Origin of the sequence: Nostoc sp. ATCC 53789 (assembly GCF_009873495.1) — a bacterium.
In the GTDB taxonomy this organism is placed as follows: domain Bacteria; phylum Cyanobacteriota; class Cyanobacteriia; order Cyanobacteriales; family Nostocaceae; genus Nostoc; species Nostoc muscorum_A.
Window position 1 is genome coordinate 70,189 of record NZ_CP046706.1, and the last position, 16,854, is coordinate 87,042.

Annotated in this window: 11 protein-coding genes; 6 read left to right on the forward strand and 5 right to left on the reverse strand. The window is 38.9% G+C overall.

The genetic code is table 11. The features are described 5' to 3' along the window. Nucleotide 1: 1 nt before the first annotated feature. The 5 genes from GJB62_RS33680 to GJB62_RS33700 form a co-directional block, all read right to left on the reverse strand. Nucleotides 2-1,879 (reverse strand): AAA family ATPase, encoded by a 1,878-nt coding sequence (locus GJB62_RS33680; protein ID WP_114083283.1) that lies wholly within the window; start codon nucleotides 1,877-1,879, stop codon nucleotides 2-4. A 100-nt stretch (nucleotides 1,880-1,979) separates the two neighbouring features. Beyond that, nucleotides 1,980-5,564, reverse strand: coding sequence for a BREX-1 system adenine-specific DNA-methyltransferase PglX (gene pglX / locus GJB62_RS33685; RefSeq protein ID WP_114083282.1), 3,585 nt, complete (start codon nucleotides 5,562-5,564; stop codon nucleotides 1,980-1,982). Between the two features lie 98 nt (nucleotides 5,565-5,662). Beyond that, complete coding sequence (locus GJB62_RS33690) at nucleotides 5,663-6,892, reverse strand: HEPN domain-containing protein (protein ID WP_114083281.1); 1,230 nt, start codon at nucleotides 6,890-6,892, stop codon at nucleotides 5,663-5,665. A gap of 110 nt (nucleotides 6,893-7,002) precedes the next feature. Then, complete coding sequence (gene brxC, locus GJB62_RS33695; protein WP_114083280.1) at nucleotides 7,003-10,545, reverse strand: BREX system P-loop protein BrxC; 3,543 nt, start codon at nucleotides 10,543-10,545, stop codon at nucleotides 7,003-7,005. Further along, nucleotides 10,542-11,135 (reverse strand): DUF1788 domain-containing protein, encoded by a 594-nt coding sequence (locus GJB62_RS33700; protein WP_114083279.1) that lies wholly within the window; start codon nucleotides 11,133-11,135, stop codon nucleotides 10,542-10,544. Before GJB62_RS33700 ends, brxC begins: the two co-directional genes overlap by 4 nt. Before the next feature lie 844 nt (nucleotides 11,136-11,979). Between GJB62_RS33700 and GJB62_RS33705 the strand changes: the two genes are divergently transcribed. The 6 genes from GJB62_RS33705 (at nucleotide 11,980) to GJB62_RS33730 (ending at nucleotide 16,801) form a co-directional block, all read left to right on the forward strand. Then, nucleotides 11,980-12,306 carry a helix-turn-helix transcriptional regulator gene (locus tag GJB62_RS33705; protein ID WP_094331743.1) on the forward strand — a complete coding sequence of 109 codons (327 nt, stop codon included), beginning with the start codon at nucleotides 11,980-11,982 and terminating at the stop codon, nucleotides 12,304-12,306. A 415-nt stretch (nucleotides 12,307-12,721) separates the two neighbouring features. Next, a complete protein-coding gene (locus GJB62_RS33710) occupies nucleotides 12,722-13,519 on the forward strand; it encodes a hypothetical protein (RefSeq protein WP_114083278.1) in 798 nt (265 codons plus the stop codon). 164 nt (nucleotides 13,520-13,683) lie between these two features. Beyond that, complete coding sequence (locus tag GJB62_RS33715) at nucleotides 13,684-14,301, forward strand: Uma2 family endonuclease (protein ID WP_114083277.1); 618 nt, start codon at nucleotides 13,684-13,686, stop codon at nucleotides 14,299-14,301. An 81-nt stretch (nucleotides 14,302-14,382) separates the two neighbouring features. Further along, complete coding sequence (locus GJB62_RS33720) at nucleotides 14,383-15,297, forward strand: hypothetical protein (RefSeq protein ID WP_114083276.1); 915 nt, start codon at nucleotides 14,383-14,385, stop codon at nucleotides 15,295-15,297. Between the two features lie 235 nt (nucleotides 15,298-15,532). Further along, entirely contained in the window at nucleotides 15,533-16,441 is a 909-nt protein-coding gene (locus tag GJB62_RS33725; protein ID WP_114083275.1) for a DUF5895 domain-containing protein, read from the forward strand. 90 nt (nucleotides 16,442-16,531) lie between these two features. Beyond that, the gene (locus tag GJB62_RS33730) at nucleotides 16,532-16,801 is read left to right on the forward strand and encodes a hypothetical protein (RefSeq protein WP_114083274.1); all 270 of its coding nucleotides are present in this window, start codon (nucleotides 16,532-16,534) and stop codon (nucleotides 16,799-16,801) included. Nucleotides 16,802-16,854: the final 53 nt, after the last annotated feature.

A 16,854-nucleotide genomic window follows, 5' to 3' on the forward strand; every position in this document is an offset into this window, starting at 1 on the left:
GTTATTCAACTTCTTCTTCAATTTCGTCATCATCTTCACTCTGTTCTACCATTCTGGGTAAATCCGTAGGAGCAGGCTTAGATTCTTTAGAACGTAGCTGTTCTAATATATTTACTATTTCTTTTGGAATATCATGAGGCTTAAGACATTCAAGAATATCACTCCGTGATAACTTAAGCTTTAATTCGCTATTTACCCAGTTTAAAAGCCCTTTTAGAGCTTCCTTACCCATACCTACAACGAGTAATTCATTTATGTTATTAAGTTTTTCATAATCTGCAAGTAACTTTCTTGATGCACTTTTTACTTCATTAAAACTACGATTATAAGGTTCTAATTTCAGCAATGTGGATGTTTTATAAATACTATCTTCAAGTGTATCGTCATAATTATATGTTCTCAAGATTATGGTAGTTTTTAATAATTCCAGTATCTTATCTTGTATTAATAAAGCGTCTGGCAGTACTTTATCTGTATTTTTGACTGATAAGGCTTTATAAATTAATTCAGCCGAAAGGAGATAATTTTCGATTTCATGCCTTTCTAGCTGATGTAAAACAACATTTTTGCTAATTGCATATTCTGTAAGCTTATCACGCCACTCTAAACCTAGTCCATCTCCATCTCGAATAAAATGAATTTCTACGTCACGCCCGACAAACTTATTTAGTACCTCAGTCATTTGAAATGGAACTTTATCATCTTTACTTCTACCTTTTAACACAGGAACGGTATTTGCTCCTGAAAAGCATCCTGTACGTAAAACTTTATCAAAAGCTTCTAGTATAGAAGTATCAGAATCTTCAAGAAATACTAGTTTACCGCTAATAACTGATTTGCCCAAATCATAAGTATCAATCCGAGTCGAGATTTGCTCCTCTACATCATCTGAACTTACTAAAGGTGTATTGATTTTTTCTTGTGCTGAAATTGGAATTACCTCTGAGGGATCGGCTGCTCTAATGATTGATGTAGAATGTGTTGAAATTATAATTTGTATTCCAAGTTCCTTTTGTATATCACGTAGTGTATTAGCTAAAGAAGCTTGTAAGTTAGGGTGTAGATGTGCATCAGGTTCATCAAGTAATACAATGGAAGCTTGCTCAGGACAAAAACGATAAATTGGCGCAAGTATTTGTAAGACTTGCATAAAACCGCTACCAGAAGAGTTAAAATCTAGTGCTATTCGCTGTGATGCACATAAATCGCTATAGTACGCAGATATATTTAGGTCTCGATCCTGATCAAAGGAAATATCATCTAAATAAAAATTAAAATCTCTTTTTAACCTCTCCTTGAGACTTGCAAATTTTTCTGGTGACTGTGCTTTAGTATCAAGTAACAAATTTCTAATAATTGCACTAATCTGTCCAGAACGAAGCCTATCTTGTATTGCTACAGGGAATGCACGCTCTTCTGCCGATAATAGTCCAACAAATCCAGAAATAAATAAAGGTGGTTTTAAATGAAACTGTGGATTATTAGTAAGGTCTGTCTCTTCAGAGATACACTTGATGTTGAATGCTCCATATAAAGACCTTATTTGTAATTTATAAATATTTTTTGCTACATCAACAATTTCGATATTTACAGAGATCCTAGAGCCTGATTTTTTTGCATAAAAAACTTCTCGATAATCTGAAATATTTAATCCAGGTAGAGAGGCTAAACCCACACCTTTCTTTTTTATTTTTAGATTGTTACTACTGTCTGTGTATATAAACTGATGAATAAAAAAACTGCTTAGAGCTAAGTTTATTGCTTGCAAAATAGTAGTTTTTCCTGAACTGTTTTCACCCATTAGAACTGTAAATGGGCGAAGATGTACTTCTAAATCTTGGAATTTTTTTAATCGTTGAATATGAACTTTGTCTAACATTTTCGTTTGGATTATAAATTACACATTCATTGTCTGATTACTCTCAGTGCCTAACTTGAAAATCAAATCATTAAAACAGCAAACTATCTGGTTAATTAGCTTATTTTAAAAACTCTAATTTCCACTGTGCAGCTTTCTCTAAGTCAGCAATTTTTAAATCTGCTCCTTCGTACACCAAACCTTTAAAGCGAGTGTAGTTGTACGCTACACCATCGTCAAGATCAAGATTAATTCGCGCATCGGCTTGGGTTTGCAGTTTGGCTTGGTAATCTCGCAGTTCTAGCTGTTGCGCTTGCAGTTCTTTCAGGCGGTTTGTGGCAGCTTTTTTAGCGGCGCTAGAAGTGGTATTATCTAGCTGTTGTTGCGCCCTGGCAATTTCTCCATCTAGTTTGACTTGCAATTCCAAAACATAATCGGTGCGGATACGAGCAAGAGCATCTTCGCTGTAACGGTGTAAATATAGTAATGCGCCAAAAGCTCGTTTTTTTCCACTCGTAAACAGCCAGTAAATGGGACGTTTTTTATAAGTTTGAATGTGGTCAGAAATGAATTCTTGCAGAAAGTAGCGGCGGATACGTTCTTGGGCGCTTTCGCCGTTTTTGAGGATGAGGGCGTTGGCGATGAAGTTGAGGTTTTCGGTAAGGGTTTCGGGACTGTAGGCGACTCGCAGAAATTCTATGAACCGGGTAACGATATCATTATCAAAGTATGCTTGGTCTGTGATGGGAATAATTGCATCACTGCTGGCGCTTAAGGTTTGGTGTAGGGTGGGGTCAAAAGGTTGTCCGGCGTGGATGAGTCCGGGTTTGTCGAGGGAGTAGCGCCCCATAATACAGCCGACGGCGTAGGAGATGAGGGAACGGATATCTTTGTTTAAGTCGGCGCGGCGGATGGTGATTTGGTCGTCGGGTACTTCTGGGGTGAGTTCATCTTGCAAGCCATAAGCTTCTATCCAGTAGCGATTATTTTCTTCTTCAAGTTGTTGGAGTTCGCGGAAGGCTGTTTCTGATTTGCTTTGCCAAATGGTGAAGGCTTCGGAGAGGTGTTTGGTGTTGTGGCGTAATAGAGGGTGGGTTTGGAAGTCCCAGGAGGTTTCAAAGTTATCCCAGTCTTGACGGTAAGTATTAATACAATTTTCGACAATACTATTGATTTTGGGTTTAATTATATTTGCTTTTTCTGATATCCAAGGTAATACAGCAACATTACCTGATGAGAAATTCAAAGTAGGATTGATTGCTTGAATCAATTTACTAGTTACATTTGAACACAAAAAACCAGTTAAGCTAAATATCATATCCGATTGACAAAAAGCAGATGATCCTGCTGAATCAAATATAAAGCCTTTTCCTGAATATCTAACTCCAAAATAACTTGAACTCACCAAAGACCAAGTTACTGAAGGCTTAAAATAATAACTAGGATTTCTAATAACTGCCTTTGGTTTAAAATTATTTATTTCTTCTCCATCGTTATTCCAATTTATAACAAATTCTTGATTTCCATACCACTTTCTAAATTCACCGCCCTTATTATATGGGAACCATCGTTTTTTAGATTTTTTTGCTTCCTCTCGACTACATAATCCAAATCCAAAATTATTTAAATCAACTTCAAACCATAAACGAAGAAAACGATCATTGTTTGCAGTAGACAAACCTTGTTTTGATTCAAAAACATTACCTAATGATTCTGCATTTTCAAAAATATTTAATAGTTTTTCACTTAGCCAATAAGCGATCGCACTCCCCGGAATCTTTGCAAAATCAGCAGGTTTTGTATCAAAATTACTGGTATTGAAATACCTTTGCTCTAGTTCCTCATTACTCGCTACACTTCCCTGTTTATCAAATAATCTCTTAAATACACCTAATCCATCCTGATAAACTTTCTTACGAATAACAAACGAACAACTACCAAAGTCTGAGCCAAAAACGCCTCTGCCATTATGTACTAGACTTTCTAAAAATGTTGTTTCTAGAATGAATTTACGCAAATCCTCAAAGCTAGATAAAAACATCCAGTTAGGTATGGTTAGCATTGCCAGCGAACCATGATCAATACAAAGATCAATATTTTTCAGAATATAACAAGTATATAAATCACCTTTACCAGCTATATAGTTGTTATTTACAAACTTTTTAACCACATCATTAAATGAACCACCACCCATATAAGGTGGATTTGCCACCACAACCCAATACTTATTCCTCAAAAACTCTGCCTGTAATAACAACCCCTGCAAAGCCGGAACAAACTCCCGAAATAGCGAATCACTCGCTTCTAAATTATCTAATTGCCATTTCAATTTCTCTCTATCAAAAGCTGGTGGAGTAATCAAACTTCCCAAATTATCTGCATTATTAAAAGCCTCAATCAACGGTTTCCAATCTTCAGCATTCAATTCTGTTGCTGGTGGTAAAGTCTGACTATGGGTAGGACGCACCGCCGTAATATTTAAAACCAGAGATTTCCGCAAAATCCGCGAATTTTTTGCCCGTGCCTTCATCAATACCGCAAAACTTGCCAACTGCGCTGCACGTTCATCAATATCTAAACCATACAAATTGTGCGTCAAAATCAGTGCTGGAATATCACGCTCTAAATAACCTTGCTCTTTGTAAATTTCAAACAACAAATCAAACGCATACACCAAAATATGACCACTACCACACGCAGGATCTATCACGGTCAACTCTTGAGGCGTTAAAGACCTCTCCCCCAGCCCCTCCCCGACGCGGGGAGGGGAGCAAGAATTTTCTTCTCTTGTCCCCTCGCCTTCTAGGAGAGGGTTAGGGAGAGGTTCTTGATTTTCCAAATAGTAAGGCATATATTCCCGCAAGCGTGATTCTGGGTGAGACTCTAACCACAACCGCCCTAAACTGTTCTCCACCATATACCGAACAATCCAGTGAGGGGTAAACAATTGCGTCGCTGCTGGAATATCTGCGGCTGCAACCTTCGACTTTGCCCCAATCACCTCATCCTTGCGTTCCGAAATGTAGAACTGATACAGCCAACCCACTACTTCAATATTCTGCCAGTCCTCCTCTGGAATCTCCTTTACCAGCCGCCGTACAATTGAATCCTGATTTAACAAATTTCCAGGCAAAAACAGCGCTTGGTAGTTCTGGCGAGGGTCAAACAGTGCCGGAATTCCCTCCGCCAAAGCTTTACACTGAGCTAACAGCAGACGACGATAGAGAAACTCGTCGGGATTAGGATCATGATTGGCAAAACTGCGCCACTGATTGAGAGTATCCAAGTCAAGTCCAGGTAAATCTCCCATTTCGGCAATAGAACTAGCATCCCGTAATAAATCAGGATCTACCAAATTTGGATCGCTACTACTCAACACCCGCCCGATATATCCATTCACCTCCATAAACCGCAACGCCGCCAAACGGTTAAACCAGGTGTAAGCAATTTCATCTATCAGCGCATCTACCGCCTGGGGTTGGCTGGAAGTTAACGTTAAATCTTGCAGACGATTTCGCAGTTGTTCATAATGGTTTGCTTCCGTTGCGTTCAAGGTTTGACCCGCCACTAACAACCCACCTGTAACGGGTTGAGATTGGATGATGCTTTTGTCAGTAATCCCATACTGGGCGGCACGGGCTTTTACTTGTTCCCGTAAGTAGCGACGCGCCCAAATTGCGAAGTTTTTAATAGCGGTGCGGTTCATTTAAGTATTTTTATGTTACTAATTTGAGGTGAATTTAGTTATTTAGCAAGTTATTTAATAGCTTAATTAGCATATTTAAAAAATTTATTATTTTCACTTTATTGCTCAATAGCTCTTAATTGATCAATAAGTTGTTGTAATTGTAAAATTTTATGGCGAATATCTGACTCGCTATATAAACTATCAATTAAATGTGCATTATGAACTGAGCGATTTCTAAAATCATTTATTTCAGTTGCTAGTTTAAAAAAATCATGATCTATTAATTGTATTTTCATTAATTCTTGCATTGTTATCCTTGGTGGATATATTCGTTTTTCATTTTTTTCTTCCTCATTAAGTTGAGATTTATTAAATGTTTTAATTAGTTCACTTTCAAACATACTCCATGTTTTTATAAACTCCCCAAATAAAGCATTCATATTAATAGCAACATTTTCTGCGATAGTTTCTTTTTCCTCTTCAGATATTTCAATCTTATCCAGTTGTTCGACTGCCTCTATTAGTTTATCTCTTAATTCATTGACAAGAGTTAAAATAGCCTCATAATCCTCTTTTGTTACTTGATTATTATGAGCTACTTGACACCTTAGTTGATACAAATCCTTCCATTTCTTTTGTAATTGGCTATCCTCATAGTTAATTCCGAAAAAATATCTATGCCAATTAGATTTTGGAATAAATTGTTTTAATTCATCCAAGTTCAAATCATTAATATTTTGGGCACTCTTTAATAATTTATAAATTCCGATGGTATCATGATTTTGATAGGGTTCAAATAAAAAATCAGCTAAGTCAATAAAGTCTTTCTCATATAATAAATTTGCTTTACTTTTAATACTTTTACCACTTTTACCACCTCTATTAGTAAATTTTATCTCTGGAGGCGATGTTTCATCAGCCCATGCTATGCCTACATTGGTTAGCATGAATTTTGTAATCAGTTTCCGCATTAGATTTTCTATCTCATGTATTAACGGATATGCTTTTGTAGAATAATAAAGAGAAATATCATCCCATAAAACACTAAATTCTATATTTAAGTAATGGACAGTTGTTCTAATTATTTTCAATAATTTTATATAATCATCTATATTCTCGTCTATTCCATTTTTTGGGTTATAAACAAAAATCAAATGAAAAAACCGATGTTCTTTTATTTCACCTGTTTGTAATTTATACTCAACGGCAATTTTGTTAAATTTAATTAATTGTCCATCAATTGAAACAAGATCATTGGCATTTAAAAAGTTTCTAAAAGTTTCTGGACTACTACAAAAATTATTATTTTTAATAACAATCAAATATTCTACTTTCAATGTATTCATAATTTTTTATTTAATGTTGATTATTTCCTAGGAAAAATTACTATGTCTTTGTAGGCTAAGTTAGCATTAATTAGCTAAATTCCATTAATGAATACTTAGCCAACTAATAATTATTCCAATCGCACACGATGGTTTTGTTGAATCTTGTCCAGTAGAGTGTTCCGCAATACCTGTAAATAAATATCAACATCCTGGGCTGTTTCGAGTAGCTGCTTAGGCGCAACTTTGGCTACCTGCACCGATATGATAGGTTTGATAAACGTTGCTGTACTATAACTGCCATTGTTTGACTGACGCTGAATGATTTCATTGGCTTGCTGATCTACTTTTTGCAGCAATTGTGGGAGAATTCTCTCTAGTTCACTCTGACGTGCGATCGCAGAATCGATACTTGTTACTTGGTTAACTGAGGTGACAACTTTATCAATATCTTGAGTAATGTTACTGAGGTCAAGCTGTGTAGAAATGTCTTCGTGAGCGGAAGTCACATACTCAGCTAATTTCTCCCGCATTGCCTTGCTTTTAGTCTCCACCTGATAGATTTGAGTTTTTAGCGCCTCCTGCACCTTATCTTTGACAGGTAGAAGTAATATTGCTAATTCTGGAATCTTGGCAGTAGGGTCAGACATGGCCAAAATTTGCTTAACTAAATCCACCCGCCTGAGCAAATCTGGATCACTAATATGGCGTAGTTCTGGTTCTAAAGTTTTCAGGTCATTATGAGCTTGCTGGAATAGCTTAATTTGTGTGCTGAAGAAGGATTGTAGCTTTTGCACATCTTCGATAAATTCTTCTATATCATCCCGTCGCTGACGAAATGTGTCGAAAAACTTAGCCGCACTGTCCTTGGTTAACAATTCAGTCAGCAAATCTAAGTTAGTACGCAGTAATTCAGCAAAGGGAAGCCCACCTTCTGCTTGGATTAACCAACCTTCTAGTTCTTGAGAGCGTTTTGTGAGGGCATTTTTGTATTGTTCAAATAGCAACTGTGGATCGCTAGACATATTGCCATTGAGTAAGTCACTGGCCATATCTTTGGCAATCTTCAAGTTTGCTGGGTTAATTTCATCGGTAAGGCGGACGGTATATTTATCTATTTCTTTGCGCGATCGCAACTGCATCACTAATCCTTTATCATGCAGATTAACGTTGCCTTGAGCGTGTCGCAGTTCTATTACACCCTTGTTAGCAAGTTCTGCCATCACCCCCAAAGTGTCGAATTCCGACCAACCATAAGGACGGACTGCAAACTTATCTACCAATGCCTTAATGCTGACAAGGCGGCGAAGACGGGTTTCTTCCATTAACCAAGCTCGCATTTCACTATGAGCAGCCACATTAACAGGCTGTCCGTTAATATCTTGTTCTTGACTCTCACGAGTTAGGGCATTGCTTACATGATCTTCGTTTTCAAAACCACTAACCACGTAACCGAGCTTTTGATACACATTGCCTACTAAATAGCTCAAACCTTCATTCAACAAGCTTTTAGTGTCTCGACTGCGAATTTCCAACTTGCTACCACAGGCAAATACATCAGCACGAGTAATCAAATCCTCTAGGATAACTTTCAATTCCTGACGGCGTTTGCTATTCTCATCTCCCCGCGCAATTAAAATTCTCTGGATACTAGGACTGAGGTTGCTGCTATTTTTCAGACGCAAGTATTCGTCTGTTTTGATTAGAATATTTAGATCATCCAGTAGACGCTGATTATCAGGCAATCGCACCAAGACTTCATAACGAGATCCTGTAGTGCCAATGCAGAAAGCATCATCCTGCATAGCAGCGTAACTTTCGGCATAAGGGGTAACAATATGCAGGGTCAGGTCGTTAGTTTGCTGGCCAAAAGTTTGTTCATCCAGCTTGCGGTTAAATGGATACTTATGACGCTGGCTGTATCGTAGTTCCTTGTCAGTAAAAATTGAATCCCAGACAAGCTGTTGCAATTCTTTGAGAACTTTGATTGAATCAACTTGAGTATTTTTGATTTCTCTGCCAATATCTTGCTCCTCATGGGTTAAGAAAATATATTCATCGCCATTACGCTGGATAAGAGTTTGACGTTCCAACCGCCCCAAAGATACTTCTACCTGCTGCCGCAATACCAATTTGTCCTGGTCAATATTATTTAGACTAAGAGTAGTTAAATTATCCAAATTAGCCCGAATTTCTTTCAGGTACTTGACCATGAACAAAGTCTTCAATAGGTCAATATCAAAAGAATGTAGTTGCGGATTCCGACCCGCCTGAATAATAACTTGGTTGATCGAACTATCTAAAAAGCCTTCTACTGCCATGTAAAAGGTGTGGAACGGAACCAGCACACCAAGGGGTTCTCCGGCTACCGCTTGGGATGCAACCTGAAATGCATCCAATAGCGATCGCTCTCCTGATGCCAGGTGCTTGCCAGCAGAACCCATGAGGCGAATTTGAGTAAAAACCTTTTGTAACAGATTAAACTGATAGGGAATAAAGGGATAGGCGGTAAAGAAGTCTTGAGGATTGCCATATCCTGGCATATCGGCACTGTCTTGAGTAAAAGCAATTTGGTTTCTCAGAATAGCAATTTTCTGGCTATACAAAGCTTCCAACCCAGCCCGCGCTGCATCAGTTTTGCCCAACAAGCGTAACTTAATTACCTCATCGGTATTAGCAGAAGACAAGTTCAGTGGGCGATAAAAACGACCAATAATCTTAGAAAAATCCTCGCCTTTAATCTTGTTTTTGGTAATCTCATCCATTGCCTCTTGGGATGTCACCACCACCCAAGCTTTTCCCAAACAGTAAGTACCCAAATCTTCCACAACAGTCTGTAGGTTCAGCATCAGTTTGCTGTCTTCACCAATATACTGTCCTACCTCATCCACCATAAAAATTAGGCGATGTTGCGGCCCTTTACTATCCAGATACTGCTTTACCATGCCAGCAAACTTTTCTGGACTTAAAGTATAGTTCTGCTTACCTAAATCCAGCAATCGGTTAGCCGCCTCTGCACTCATGCCCGTACTGGTTTGTAATGCAACGGCGATCGCATCTTGATAAAAGCTCCAAGCATCTCGGTTTTCCTTCCATTCCATTCCTGTCTCTGCCAAGAAAGCTTTTTGAAAAGCTGCATACTTGCCTTGGCGATTTAGTTGACGTTCAAAATCAGCAATGGCTGGAACTGTCCCAAAGTAGCCCAAATGCTCATCAAAGACTTTTTGAAAAACTTTAGTAATGCTTTCTTTACCATTTTTATTATTAGCGTCAGCTTTGGAGTCTATGTTAAATAGAATTACATCACAAGAACTACGTGCCGCTTGCTCTATCTTGGCCAGCAAAATCGGATCAGGTATGCGCTTTCCATCAAAGTAATCCAAGGCATAGCTATTCCCCAGTTGGCGATTAGCTAAGAGGTAGGAAAGAATCTTTAAAAAGTGGGACTTCCCTGAGCCAAAAAAACCTGAGATCCATATTCCCATTTTGTCTGTGGGACTGTCAAAAGCACTAGTGTAGCGTTCAAAGAAAATACGAAAGTGCTTATCCAGTTCGTAGGTAACAACGTACTCTTCCAATTCCTGACGGATATTCTCGCTGTCCTGTTGTCCAACTTTAATTACGCCATTGATGTTGCGGTGAATGTCTTTTTGGAAGAGTTCGGCGATATTCATAGGTGGTATTCTTGATGGGGAATAAGAGGAAAAGCTCGGTAGTAGTTGTCGTCTTTAAATGTGTCGAATAAGCGTAGTTCATGCCCATCGTAGGAACCAGGGAAAAACATAACCAGAGGGATTTTATCTAGAACTGGATGTAAGTTGTTCAAAATGCTGTGCGATCGTAAAAGAGGCCAACTAGCACCAACTCCGGTCATCATTAAAAGCTGTTCATGTCCTGTAAGTTTTTTCTGAATGTGGGCAATAACCTGTTCAGGTTGCAAAAGAGAGGAAATGGCTTCTTCCAAAGCGGCATTTCCTCTAATTGCTTCTAACTCAAAAGACCTATTTAATAATCGCCTTTCTTCCAAAATGTCGAAGATTGTTCTATAAAGGTCGATTTCTAGCAACATAATTTCACTGGGTGGACTCATTAATTGCAACTTCAGGCGCTCAATGTATCGCTGTACCAGTGGTTCATATTCAGCGTCATAATCAAAAATATAAAAGCCAATTTCGTTTCCAATACCGCGATTACTTAATAAACGTGCATCTTGCAGTTTTGGTAATAGTGCATCAAGGCGCTGATTAATACTCAATCTGGGCATTAATTTTGCCTTTGATTACTGTGTTTTTTCGATTTTGGCCAATAAGGGGGTAACTTTTTTAATAAAAATGTGAACATTACCTCACAGATGGCTTTGCTGCCTTGAAGTGGTTGTTGTGTACATAGCAATACAGCTTCCTTGATGACTTTTATCAAGGATAATCGAAAGTTAGATAAATGGCACAGTATATTTACTGATTAAACAGGCAATTATCAAGCTGTGTTTGAGCTTTTAGATACACTTAACTCTTTATAAACCTGGGTAAAGAATTATAGTGCTTAATGATTCCTACAATACAAAGGAAGCAGTATTCTGCGAGTAACTCTTAACTATCTAATCACAGGCAGCGTCCGCGATTGTAAGCAAATGCCTTGGCAGGCCACAGAACATGGTTCCTGGTGATAGTGTGTTGATAAGGCAAATCTGGGAATGGAGGAAGTAGCGTAGGCGCAGCCCGTCGTAGACATCGCTAAGTGGAGCGTAGCCATCGCCTCCCCCAATCGATTCTCATGAGTGATTGCCGAAAGCTCTAGCCAGTACAAGAATTGCAAATCTCTAGAGTTCAGTCTCGAATGGCACCTACTGGCGGTAAAAACTAAAAGTACTACCAATAAAGACTTAAAAATTACTAAAGCCTTTTATTAACGCTCCTTGCGTTCACACAAAGGCATTGCCCCGATCAGCAATCGTGTACAAGCGTATGCGATTGCTCTGGCATTGCTCAATTGAGCGCACGCTGAAATCTTCGCTTTGCACATAGGCAAGCGAGCGATCGCTTTGAGTGGGTGTTTTAAATAGCAAAAGCCTTGATTGACATAAACTATGGTAGACGCATAGGATTTTAATGTCAACCGTGGTTAATAAAGAAGTAGAGGTTTTTTCAGTGGACATCAGCGATGTGGCATACATCAAATGGAACGCCGAAAAAATTGACATTGTAAAAAAAGCAATGGAAGAAAAAGGCGGAAAAAGAGGAACTATGTCTACAAGAACTCTAGCACAAGCCTTACAAGATAGAGGCGTGGCTTGCTCATACCAAAACATATTTAAATTATTAAGTGGTAAATATTCAATTATTTCCTTAGAGATAGCGCAAGGTATTTGCGAAGTGTTATCTATCCCTGTTCAAGAAATTGTAAAAATCTACAGATTTTCTGTTTATGATGGTTGACATTGTTAACCAAGGTAGACTAATATATTAATTATAGGAGAGGAACCAAGTAGTAGCCTCCCAGCTAAATTGAACCTTGAAAAAAGTGAACAGAAAACAAAGCCCCCAGGTAGCGGAAGCAGCGAATAGTCAAGGCTGTTGAAGTAAGGTAAGGGCTGAGTGGGTTCCAAATAAAAAGTTGCCGCAGCAGTACGGTAGTCGCTTTGAAGCTCGTTGCCGACTACTGCCCGATCAAGAGATATGCTGCTGTAGCAAGCTCCGGTCACTGACTAGGAGTAATAAATATGAGGCTTCGCCAATAAGAGAGTGAGGTGTTGTGGCTTGCCACAACGTCAATTAGTACACAAAACAAAAGGCGATCGCAGACTTTGGACGGTGAGCGATCGCCCTTTTACCCATTTAAGAGGTATTTCTAATGATTACACAAGTTTCAGCCCCCACGCCAACAAAAGATCCGTTGACCACACAGGATCGCGAAATCATTGCAACCATCGTCAATCAGTCGGACTACTCAAAAGAGTGCAAGCCCGAAGATGTAGTGACTATCTGGATCAACAGTGATTATATCGTGTGGGTAAAAATGACCCACGGCTATGCTCGTTACCACAAACAATCATTCAAACGTGCTGTTGCAGAGGTAAAAGCGAGTCTTTCTGCTCCAGTAAAGTGCAATCACCAGGAAGATGAGGAATTAAAACAAGCTTCTGAGAAAATTGGCTTATTGGGTGATTGTGATTGGTTATCGTTGAGCGTCCAATACTATCCTGATAAAGTAATCGGTCACGCTGGTTGTTATATCTCTCACAAGGCTCGAATATTAATGCCACCGGCTGAATGGGATTTTACACTGCCGAAGTGGAATATGCCTGCTGCCATCTGTCCAGACTGCGAAGGTCATGGGTGCGGTAACTGTGGGTATCGGGGGACTCGTGCAGAAGACTTGTGCGAACCAGTAGACGGCTATCGACTGACTTATGTAGGACGTACTGACCTCCAGACGGCTCACAACGTATATCTAGATGGTGAGTTCTTGGGCATACTCTTCAAAGTCCGAAACCCCAATGAAGTCTGGGAAAACGACCCCAAGACCTACTACTGGCGCTGTGGCGATGGAGTGCAGTATTGGAGTCTGAAAGAGGCTGTTAAATCCTTTGCCCTAGCTCCCGTGACTAGTGAAGTGCCACACGTTAGCTTAGAGTTAGCGGTAGCGTAAGATTAAAGAAATCTGAACAGTGGACAGGAGAAATTAGAAAAACTGTCCACTTACCAATTTGAGAACGAGATCCTTTATTTAGATGTAAAGATAGAAGCAAATCTAAAATTTTTGCGCGATCAAACATTACGTCGGCATCAGTTCAAACTTGAAGAGATAATACGATGTTTCAAGCTTTACCAGAACCAGTTACTTTTGAAGAATTTTTAGAGTGGAAACCAGAAAATGGCAGATATGAATTATACAAAGGAGTAATAGTAGAAATGCAACCAACAGGAGAACATGAGCTAGTTAGAGCATTTTTGATTAGAGAACTGAATTTTGAGATTCGCAGGTTTAATCTAGCTTATACTATTCCTGGTCAAGTATTAGTCAAATCAGTTGATAAGAAATCTGGTTATATTCCAGATGTATTAGTATTGAATCTTCCTAATTTGGTTAATGAACCACTCTGGAAAAAAGCATCAACAGTTACTCAAGCAGAATCAATTCCATTAGCCGTGGAAGTTGTAAGTACAAATTGGCGTGATGATTATTTCCTTAAATTTGGTGAGTACGAGGAAATTGGGATTCCAGAATATTGGATTGTTGACTATGCTGCTCTTGGTGGAAAGCGGTTTATTGGGAATCCTAAACAACCGACAATATCAGTTTATGCTTTAGTCGAAGGTGAATATCAAGTTAGTCAATTTCGAGGAAATGACCGGATTCAATCACCTACTTTAAGAGAGCTAAATTTAACTGCTGAACAAGTTTTTCAAGCTGCTTTAGGACAGTATTGATTAAGACTAATACTTTCCAAGTCAACGAAAGCGATTTTTGTATTGGTATAACGTATCCTTCCTTAGCAATTTGTCCTTTAAATGACCCAAAAATTTTATAGTCTGTTTGTTGAGCATTATCTCGAAGGCTTGCTTTCACCGTTAGGTAGCGTAGAAGTTAGCGGCGTAATAACCGATTCAGAAAGGCGGGGAATTGTTCTGTTTTTTCCGAAAGGGACAATTCAAACCGAAAGACACTCACTTGGATTACTTGCTAAAGTTGCTCAAAGTGATTGTTCAATAGAAGTTTATTATGAGCAAATTGGTGAAACAGAAGTCCGAAGCTGCCTACATAAACTTTTAAGTGTCTTTTCAACTTTGAACTGTCGGGCATCGACAGAAGGCAAAACTTTAGATGATAATGATTTACCTCGTTTATGGATTGTAGTACCATCAGCTTCGCAAGATTTACTCAACAGTTTTGGCGCACAATCAGAGCTAGAAAACTGGACTACTGGAATATACTTTCTGCCTAATGTTTTTAGACTTGCAATAGTAGCTATTAACCAACTACCAGTTACTTCAGAGACTCTATGGTTAAGGCTTTTGGGACGGGGAGTAATTCAAAAACAAGCAGTAAGTGAACTCATTGCGCTTCCTTCATCCAACCGACTACGCCAAAATGTTTTAGACATAGTTTACAGATGGCGTATCAGTGTAATGACACAGACAGAATTAACCAGAGATGACCAGGAGTTGATCATGAACTTAACTCAAGCTTACGAAGAAGCAAGAGCGCAAGCGGTACAGGAGGGAGTAGAGCAAGGAGTACAACTTGAACGCCGTCAAGTTGTAGAAAACTTGTTGAGATTTAGGTTTGGTTCTGTGGATGAAGAATTAGCGAGAGTGGTCGATAATTTCTTGCAGTTAGCACCAGATGACTTTGCAAGATTTTTACTGGAATTGTCTAGTTTATCCCGTGAAGATTTGCTGGCAAGATTTAATTCACATCAATAATCTGTAACTGTAATTAATTAGTAATAAAAAGCGCTTTTGTGAAATCAAGAGCGCTGTTTTATTGGCTCTGTACTTGATAAATACATCTGAAATCAACGGCTTCGCCAATAAGAGAGTGAAATCTATTGATATTAAACAATGACCTATCAATAAAATAGTGCAGAATTACCCACTCAGGATTAAAGCTTCGCTTATTTTTTGCGAAAACTAACATTAAAGAAAGGCAGCAGCTACTATGACAGCTTTTGACTTTGATTCTGCTGAACACAAGTCATACCAAAAGACCCCAGCAGCCAAAAGTATTCCTTCACCCGCAGGCATTTGGATTGCTTACGAAAATCAACAATTAGCAGGATGGTACGAAAATAAAGAACTAGTTGGTGGGAAAGAGTATAAAGTTCTTACTAACAAATTGGACGAAAATGATGAAAAGATAGGCATTCCTGGCGCTCTCTACAGACAACCACGAATACTTGTGATTGGGCGATCGCCTCTGCTATACGGAAACGATAGAAAGGTGATTGGAGTTTGGCGTAGCAGTGATGGTTTGGAAAAGAACGCCTACAAATTCGGTAGGCGGTATATGGTGATTTTCGTCGATACCCAAAATCAACCTCTTCATATTGCACCAGTACAAATAACTGCTTGGGGAGTGTTCCAAGTGTCGTTTGATCAACAACTAATGGCATTCCGTGAAACCTGCGAACAAGCTTATGCAAGTTTTCACGATAAACATCACCAACCAAAGAATTTACTTTGGCATTCGATGTGGGTATTTTGTCCCATATTGAAAACAGAGAAACGTGAGAAAGGGGGGCAAACTTCCAACGCCTGTGTATGTAGCGGATACGAAAAGCCAACTGCGCCAGACTGGGAAAGTTATTGTATTGGCAAGAAACCAATAGCTCAAGAAATTGCCCTTGTGCATAATTCCATCTGCGATTGGTGGAGGAAAGGATTGCCCAAGAACAACTTACCAGAAGTAGCTACGTCTCATGCACTTGATCGCAATCAATTGATGATGGAGTCACAACGATTGATTGAAGCTTTAGGTTGGGGCGAGGAAAAGGGCAAACAGTATTGTCTAAACCGCAACAAGAAAAAGTTGCTGCTTGAGAAGAAGTGGATCGTCTATCTACATTAAAAACTCTACAGTCAGATTCAATCAGTCTGACTGTAGAGAAAAATCGATTCCACAAAAGATTATCACACACTCTACTTCAATACTAATCAGATGGAAACAAATTTGATTAAAGTGTATGACGCGACACTGTTAAGTTCATCGAAAGTTTACCAAATCGACGGTACGCTTTCACGATACTTGGGTGATGAAGGTACTATCCAACATCCACAGTATCTATTTCTACCTCTGCCAAATCAAAGAAAAAAAGTCAGCTTTCGGCTAAATCGAAACAAACTCATGACTCGCTGTTATGAAGTCGAAGGTATGGTTTATCAAAAGCCTGTGGTACAGGATAATTCACAGCAACTTCAGCTATTTTGAGCCATGTCTATACATAAACCACCAGTCATAAAAAGACACATTAGGTTACAAAA

What these genes read in the sequence shown, in the direction of transcription:
- GJB62_RS33680 (WP_114083283.1), bottom strand. Translation starts at nt 1,879, where the DNA reads ATGTTAGACAAAGTTCATATTCAACGATTAAAAAAATTCCAAGATTTA.
- pglX (WP_114083282.1), bottom strand. Translation starts at nt 5,564, where the DNA reads ATGAACCGCACCGCTATTAAAAACTTCGCAATTTGGGCGCGTCGCTAC.
- GJB62_RS33690 (WP_114083281.1), bottom strand. Translation starts at nt 6,892, where the DNA reads ATGAATACATTGAAAGTAGAATATTTGATTGTTATTAAAAATAATAAT.
- brxC (WP_114083280.1), bottom strand. Translation starts at nt 10,545, where the DNA reads ATGAATATCGCCGAACTCTTCCAAAAAGACATTCACCGCAACATCAAT.
- GJB62_RS33700 (WP_114083279.1), bottom strand. Translation starts at nt 11,135, where the DNA reads ATGCCCAGATTGAGTATTAATCAGCGCCTTGATGCACTATTACCAAAA.
- GJB62_RS33705 (WP_094331743.1), top strand. Translation starts at nt 11,980, where the DNA reads ATGTCAACCGTGGTTAATAAAGAAGTAGAGGTTTTTTCAGTGGACATC.
- GJB62_RS33710 (WP_114083278.1), top strand. Translation starts at nt 12,722, where the DNA reads ATGATTACACAAGTTTCAGCCCCCACGCCAACAAAAGATCCGTTGACC.
- GJB62_RS33715 (WP_114083277.1), top strand. Translation starts at nt 13,684, where the DNA reads ATGTTTCAAGCTTTACCAGAACCAGTTACTTTTGAAGAATTTTTAGAG.
- GJB62_RS33720 (WP_114083276.1), top strand. Translation starts at nt 14,383, where the DNA reads ATGACCCAAAAATTTTATAGTCTGTTTGTTGAGCATTATCTCGAAGGC.
- GJB62_RS33725 (WP_114083275.1), top strand. Translation starts at nt 15,533, where the DNA reads ATGACAGCTTTTGACTTTGATTCTGCTGAACACAAGTCATACCAAAAG.
- GJB62_RS33730 (WP_114083274.1), top strand. Translation starts at nt 16,532, where the DNA reads ATGGAAACAAATTTGATTAAAGTGTATGACGCGACACTGTTAAGTTCA.